At 65.6% G+C, this 7,222-nt stretch carries 2 protein-coding genes and 5 pseudogenes; 5 read left to right on the top strand and 2 right to left on the bottom strand.

Going from position 1 to position 7,222, the window contains the following annotated elements; translation table 11 throughout:
• The first annotated feature begins 146 nt into the window (after window positions 1-146).
• From ACZ53N_RS35715 to ACZ53N_RS35695, 5 genes and pseudogenes are all read left to right on the top strand, one after another.
• The gene (locus ACZ53N_RS35715) at window positions 147-1,838 is read left to right on the top strand and encodes an ISAzo13 family transposase (RefSeq protein WP_469144904.1); all 1,692 of its coding nucleotides are present in this window, start codon (window positions 147-149) and stop codon (window positions 1,836-1,838) included.
• An 85-nt stretch (window positions 1,839-1,923) separates the two neighbouring features.
• A pseudogene (locus ACZ53N_RS35710) lies at window positions 1,924-2,362 on the top strand (transposase family protein); the annotation flags it as partial.
• A pseudogene (locus tag ACZ53N_RS35705) lies at window positions 2,322-3,545 on the top strand (IS3 family transposase). The pseudogenes ACZ53N_RS35710 and ACZ53N_RS35705, both read left to right, overlap by 41 nt.
• Before the next feature lie 244 nt (window positions 3,546-3,789).
• Complete coding sequence (locus ACZ53N_RS35700; protein WP_469144903.1) at window positions 3,790-4,254, top strand: hypothetical protein; 465 nt, start codon at window positions 3,790-3,792, stop codon at window positions 4,252-4,254.
• 380 nt (window positions 4,255-4,634) lie between these two features.
• Window positions 4,635-5,781 (top strand): annotated as a pseudogene (locus ACZ53N_RS35695) (IS256 family transposase); the annotation flags it as partial.
• 6 nt (window positions 5,782-5,787) lie between these two features.
• Here the strand turns inward: ACZ53N_RS35695 and ACZ53N_RS35690 are convergent.
• Both ACZ53N_RS35690 and ACZ53N_RS35685 read right to left on the bottom strand, forming a co-directional pair.
• A pseudogene (locus ACZ53N_RS35690) lies at window positions 5,788-6,027 on the bottom strand (transposase); the annotation flags it as partial.
• Window positions 6,028-6,155: 128 nt separating this feature from the next.
• Window positions 6,156-7,096, bottom strand: a pseudogene (locus tag ACZ53N_RS35685) (IS110 family RNA-guided transposase); the annotation flags it as partial.
• Between the last annotated feature and the right edge of the window lie 126 nt (window positions 7,097-7,222).

The following is a 7,222-nucleotide window of genomic DNA, read 5'->3' as shown; positions in this document are numbered from 1 at the left end:
GCCAGTACCGCCCGATTGATCGTGATCGCCACAGCCGGATCATGCCACCAGCCAGGCACGACACTCACCCCGCTATCACGCACCAGCTCGTAAGGATGGAAAAGGCTCAATGTGTTGCTTCCGGTCCTGCGGCTCGTTGATCTGGTATGGGCATGTCGAATGAGGTCAAGGAGCAACTGGCCGCGAAGTTCGAGGTATTGTTCCCGCACCTGGATGAGCGGCAGCGGCGTCTGCTGGCGGGAGTCGAGGCCCGGTTGCTGGGGCACGGCGGGATCCGGGCGGTCGCGTCGGCGGCGGGAGTGAGCGAAGGTACGGTTCGCAAAGGCGTGCACGAGCTGGAAGCCGGTGAAGCGCCGCTCGAACGGGTACGGCGCCCCGGCGGCGGGCGGAAGAGGGCCACCGAGGTGGATCCCGAGCTCCGCCCGGCCCTGCTCGCGCTGGTCGAACCGGAAATGCGGGGCGACCCGATGTCACCGTTGCGCTGGACGACGAAGTCCACCAGGAAGCTCGCCGAGGAGCTGACCCGGCAGGGGCACCGGATAGGCGCCGACACCGTCGGTGACCTGCTGCGCGAGGAGGGCTTCAGCCTGCAGGCGCCGGCCAAGGTCCTCGAGGGTGCCCAGCATCCGGACCGGGACGCCCAGTTCCGCCACATCAACGACCAGGCCAAGGACCACATGGCCACGGGTGACCCGGTGATCAGCGTGGACACCAAGAAGAAGGAACTGGTCGGCGACTACAAGAAGAGCGGCCGCGAGTGGCGGCCCGCAGGCCGGCCGGTAGAGGTCAAGACACATGACTTCCTCGACCGGCAGGGGCCGGGCAAGGCGATCCCCTACGGCATCTACGACGTCGTCGCCAACTCCGGCTGGGTCAGCGTCGGCACCGACCACGACACCGCCGCGTTCGCGGTGGCCTCCATCCGCCGCTGGTGGCAAGCCCGAGGCCGGCGCGAGTACCCGCAGGCCGGCAGGCTACTGATCACCGCCGACGCCGGAGGCTCCAACGGATACCGGACCCGGGCCTGGAAGACCGAGCTCGCCGGCCTCGCCGCGGAGGCCGGACTGGGCATCACCGTGTGCCACCTGCCGCCCGGCACATCGAAGTGGAACAAGATCGAGCACCGACTGTTCTCCCACATTACGATGAACTGGCGAGGCAGGCCGCTGACCAGCCACGAAGTCATCGTGGAAACCATCGCCGCGACCATCACCCTCACCGGACTGACCGTCGAGGCCGAACTCGACACCGGAACCTACGACACTGGCATCACCGTTACCGATGCCCAGATCGACGCCCTCGCTATGACCCGGCACCGCTTTCACGGCGACTGGAACTACACGCTCCACCCCGACCACGCCGACACCCCGAGCGCGACCAGAACAGTACCGGCTGCCCAGTCCGTAAAGACCCTGCCGCCGGAGACCGCATCACTGCGGAACCCTGAGCTGACCGGCATGCCCGAAGTGGAACTCGACCGCCTCATCGACGAACTGACGCCTGTCCTGGATGAGTTGCGTGAGCACGAACGGCTCAGGCACCGCGGTGGCGAACGGCGCAGGGCCCGAGGAGCGGGCGCCAAGGACAAGCTGACCACGGCCAGCCGCGTCCTGGCCACCGTGCTCTACCTGCGCAAGCTCGGCACACGAGACCTCCTGGCCGAGCTCTTCGGCATCAACGGCAGCACCCTCACCCGAGCCGTCCATCAGATCCATCCACTCCTGGCCAAGCACGGCTGCACAATCCCACCCTCAACAGCCCGGTTCCGCACGCGCAACGACGTGGCCGCATTCCTCGCAGAAGCCAACGACTCAACGAGGGCCAAACCAGCATGTTGATTCTCTGCAAGCCCTAACGAGTTGGTGTGTGATAGTGGGTGAGGTGTCGTGTCCGGGCCGGTGGGATGATCTGTCTGTGGCGATCATGGTCAATCGGGTAGTTCTGGCGCATCGGCTGTGTTCAAGGGGTTCTCCCGGCGTCATCTCGCGAGGTTGGCCGGGGAGTTGGCGGCGCCGTGGGGCAGGCTGGTGTCGAGGGCCGGGGCCATGCTGCGCGAGGCGGTGCCAGGAAGCGGGCTGAAGGTGCTGGCGCTCGCCACCGGCTGGTGGCCATGCTGATCCATCTGCGCCAGGACCTGCCGCACTCGGTGCCCGGGCTGCTGTTCGGCGTCGGCCGCTCCACCATTACCCGCGCCATCGCAGAGATACGTGCGTTGCTGGCCGAGCGGGGATGCGTGGTCCCCGACACCCCTGGCTTACGTCTTCGGACCCTGCCAGAGGTATCCGCCTACGCCCCGGCCGGAGGCGTCGAGCTGCGGCTGGATGCCACCGAGATCCGGGTTCGCCGGCCGCTGGCTGGACGCGTGTGGGCGTCGCGTCGAAAAACGCAGGAATTTCACTCCCGAGTACCGGGAAGAGGCCGTAAAGATGGTGATCGAGACGTCGCGTCCGATCGCCCAGGTAGCCCGGGAACTCGGACTCGTCGAAGACACGCTCGGGAATTGGGTCAAAGCCTACCGTCGTGAACATGCAGGATAGGAACCACCTCTCACGGTGGATGAGCGGGCACGGCTCCGCGAGTAGGAACGTGAACTGATAGAGCTCCGGCAGAAGGTCGCATTCCTGGAAAAAAGTCGCAGCGTACTTTGCCAAGGATCCTCGGTGAGCGACAGGTTCGAGTTCATCGATGCGGAGTGCGCTATATCGGTCACGAACACTCCGTCGCGAAGATGTGCGACTGGCTGGAAGTATACCGCTCCGGATTCTATGAATGGCGGACCCGGCCGCTTTCGGTAACCGACCAGGCGCCGGGAGTATCTGAAATTGCTGATCGCGAAGTTTTTCGAGGATTCTGACGGCATCTATGGCTACCGGCGTGTCCGCGCCGACCTCACCGCCTGGGGTCTGGCCTGCGGGCCCGAACTCGTGCGTGATCTCATGCGGGAGCTGGACCTGCGGGCGTGCCAGCCGCGACCGTGGCGCCATGGCCTCACCGAGAACGACGGGCGGGCCTGCCCGATCCCCGACCTCGTCAACCGCGACTTCACCGCCGGTGCACCCGGCCGGAAAATGGTCGGCGACATCACCTATATCCCAATATGGGAGGGCTGGGTATTCCTCGCCACTGTCATCGACTGCCACACAAAGGCCGTGACCGGCTGGGCGATGGACGATAAGTACAAGACCCCACTCATTGAGGCCGTTATAGAAATGGCGGCACGCAACCACCCACTCTCCGGGGATTCGATATTCCACTCGGACCGCGGCAGCAACTACACTTCAGAACAGTTCGCCCAGACGTTGAAGAGGCTTGGAATCCGGCAATCCGTCGGGCGGGCAGGAATCTGTTACGATAATATCCTCACGGAATCGTTCTTCGCGACCCTGAAAAATGAAAGAGTCCACCGTACTTCCTATCCCACGCGCGGGCACGCCTATCGCGATATCGCCCGCTACATAGAGCTCCGCTACAATACGAAACGCTGCCACTCGGGACTCGGGTACCGGACCCCACGAGAGGTCCATGACGAGTACCTGAATCAGTAGCTCGCCGCATAAATTAGCCAATAGGCAGCTGTCCGGAAAACGCGGGGCCCCTCACACCAACTCGTAAGGGCAGGGCTCCGCCGCGGTGTCGGCAGGCTCTTCATAACGTGGATGCCGGAGACCGGTGCCGCAGGTGAGGCCGGGTTGGGGCAGGACCTCTCGCTGGAGGAACACACGTGAGCGAGCTCGACCAGGTGAACGTCTTCGTGGGCCTGGATGTCGGCAAGGGTGAACACCACGCCACTTGTCGGAGATCTTCGCCTCGGGTGACCAGAGCCGCCGTGACCCCATCAGTGTCCGCGTGGTGGAGTACACGCTGGGCTGCCCGGGCGACGACACCGTCTACCGGCTGATCGCCACCATCTACGACCCCGACGCCGCCCCGGACGCCGACCTGGCCGGCCTTCACCACCAACGGTGGGAGACCGAGATCACCCTCGACGAGATCAAGACCCGCCAGGGCGGGCACCACCTGGTGCTGCCATCCCAGCATCCCGACGGCATCGAGCAGGGGACCTACGGCTTCCTTCTCGTCCACCACGCCCTGCCCGAAGTCATGCACCACGCTGCACTTCGCGCGCCAGGCCGGCGCCGACCCCGACCGGGTCTCTTTCATCAGGACCCTGCGTACCGCCCGCCGCCACGTCACCAGCCAAGCGGCACCTTCCCCCTCACGACTGACGTCAGCACTCACCGACACCACCCGTGAACTGCGTGAACGCCTCCTACCACCCCGAAGGCCACGCGCCAACCCCCGCGTCATCAAACGCAGATGACCAACTGGCACCTCAAACACACCCACCACAACACCCAACCCAGCCATCACACTCGCGACACCCATCAAACCAACCAGACGCCAGAAAACTCCCTAAACAGCAGTATTGGGTCTAAGTCACTTTCACGCGTGAAAGTCAGCGAAAGGGGTGTGTCCGGAAGATCGTGTAAGTCCGTGATCTGAGAGTGTGGCGGGGCCTGTCTGACCCCGGCCCTCCGGAAAGGCAAGATCGCGTGACTGAGACCCATATATCCGAGACGGCTGCTGGCGGAGCGGTTCCGGCTGAGCAGGTAGACGCTCTGGTCGAGCAGCTGATGGAGTCCTCGGATGCCACCGGTGCTCCGCTGGCCGGCGAGGGTGGGCTGCTGCAACAGCTGTCCAAGGCTCTGCTCGAGCGGGCCCTGCAGGCCGAGATGAGCGAACATCTCGGCTATGAGAAGGGCGATCCGGCCGGCCGCGGCTCCGGAAACTGCCGCAACGGCACCGCGACGAAGACCGTGCTCACGGACGTCGGTGCCCTCGAGGTCGACGTGCCGCGGGACCGCAACGGCGACTTCGAACCGCAGATCGTGCCGAAGAACGCCCGGCGGCTGTCCGGCGTCGACGAGCAGGTCCTGTCCCTCTACGCCCGCGGGATGAGTGTCCGTGACATCCGCTCGCACCTGGCGAAGATGTACGGCACGGAGGTGTCCCCGGACCTGATCTCCAAGGTGACCGATGCCGTCGCGGACGAGATCACCGCTTGGCAGTCGCGTCCGCTGGACGCGGTCTGGCCGGTGGTCTACATCGATGCGCTGTGGATCAAGGTGCGGGACGGCAAGGTCGGCCAACCGCCCCGTCTACCTCGCTGTCGGGGTCGATATGGACGGCTGCAAGCACGTGCTCGGCCTGTGGATCGGCAAGGAGGGCGAGGGGGCCCGCCAGTGGCTGACCATCCTCAGCGAGCTCAAGGCTCGCGGCCTCGAGGACGTCCTGGTCACCTGCTGCGACGGCTTTCCCGGCCTGCCGGACGCCATCAACGCGGTCTGGCCCCGCACCACCCTCCAGACGTGTGTGATCCACTTGGTCCGGGCGAGCCTGCGATACGCGTCGAAGGCCGATCACGGCAAACTCGTGCCGGCCCTGCGGAACATCTACACCGCGGTCTCCGAGCAGGCCGCCGAGCAGGCCTTGGATGACTTCGCCGGCTCCGAACTCGGGATCAAATACCCGGCCGTCGTCCGGACACGGCGCCAGAGCTGGCAGGACTTCGTCCCCTATCTCGCCTTCCCGCCCGAGATTCGGAAGGTGATCTACAGCACGAACATGATCGAGTCGATCAACGCACGGCTACGGAAAGTCACCCGCAACCGAGGGCACTTCTCCACCGAGCAGGCCGCAGTCAAGGTGCTCTACCTCGCGATCCGGGAACTGATCGAGCCGAAGACCCGCAGCCGGAGCCACGTCGCACCCCACTGGAAGGCCGTTGGCGATGTCGGCGAGACAGTCCCCGCCGAGCGCGACCGCCACCGCAAGATCCACGAGTATCTTGCCCGGGTCATGGACAGCCCGCGGCTTCCGCCAGGGGGCGAGTGCTGCGGATACGGCCTGGCCGAGGCCGGTCTTGCGGACCGTTTCGACCAGCAGGACCGAACCGGCCTGCGAGACCACGGCGCGGCCGTCATCCCGGACAAGGACATGGGGATAGGACCCGATAGGCTGCTTCACCTGGAAAGTGCCTCCGACAGGGGCGGGAACAAGGACCTCAGCAATCCTCATTCTCGCTGGTCAGGGGCACTTTCTGCTTGCCTGATCACCTGCCGGACAGCACGCATCATGAAAGCGCGAGGCTAGCGGCCTTTCCCCTCAGCGCGCTTGCGGTCGTAGTACGCCCGTGATGCGGGACATGATCGCAGGCTGGCCATGGAGGAGAGGTAAAAGGCCCGCAGGAGGCCACGGTGGTAGCGGCGGGGCCGGCGCATGTTGCCGCTGACGCGACCGGAGTCGCGCGGGACTGGGGACAGGCCGGCGAACGAGGCCAGCCGGTCGGCAGTCCCGAAGGCTTCCATGTCGCCGCCAGTGGCGGCGACGAACTCGGCGCCGAGCATGGCACCCATGCCAGGAAGGCTGCGGATCACGGCCGCGTGCGGGTGCTCGTGAAACCGGGCCTCGATGAGTGCGTCGAGTTCGGCGATCTCCTCTTCGAGGGCCATCACCCCCTTCGCGAGGCGGGCCACCATCGAGGCGGCCAGCTTCTCGCCGGGCAGCGCGGTGTGCTGGGCCTGAGCCACCTCGACTGCGGCCAGAGCGATCGAGGCAGCGCCTCTGACCTTCCGGTTCTTCAGCCAGGTCTCGATGCGCCTGGCACCGCTGCGACGGATGGCGGCCGGCGTTTGGTAGCCGGTCAGCAGCAGAACCGGCCCCTTGTTCGTCAGGCTCAGCGCCCGCTCCAAGGCCGGGAAAATCTCGAGGAGTTGTTCCCGGGGCCGGTTGATCTGGCGGGTGCGGTCGTTGACGAGGTCGGTGCGGCGCCTGACCAGATCTTGAGGTCGACGGCTATCTCATCGCTGGGCCGCAGCACGCCCAGGTCCTTGCGCATGCGGGCCTGGTCGGCGATGACGAAAGCGTCCTTCGCGTCCGTCTTGCCCTGGCCGCGGTAGGCGGCTGATGCCTGGTGAACGGCGAGGCCGGTGAGATAGACCATCGGCTGGTCGTGACCGAGCAGCAGGCCGATGAGCAGGGCGCCACCACCGTGGTTGATATCCACTGCCCACAGCGTGTCTTCGGACAGAGCGAGTTGAGGGGCCTCGCGTTCTTCGGACAGGGTTTTGACTGTCGCGTTCAGGCGGCGGTCCGCGACTGCATGTGCTCGGCGTGGACTTCTTGCGGAGGGCGATAGTCGATGGCCGAGTGTAGCCGTTTG

Source organism: Streptomyces sp. NPDC033229 (assembly GCF_055576875.1).
This window is presented reverse-complemented; position numbering and strand designations above follow the sequence as displayed.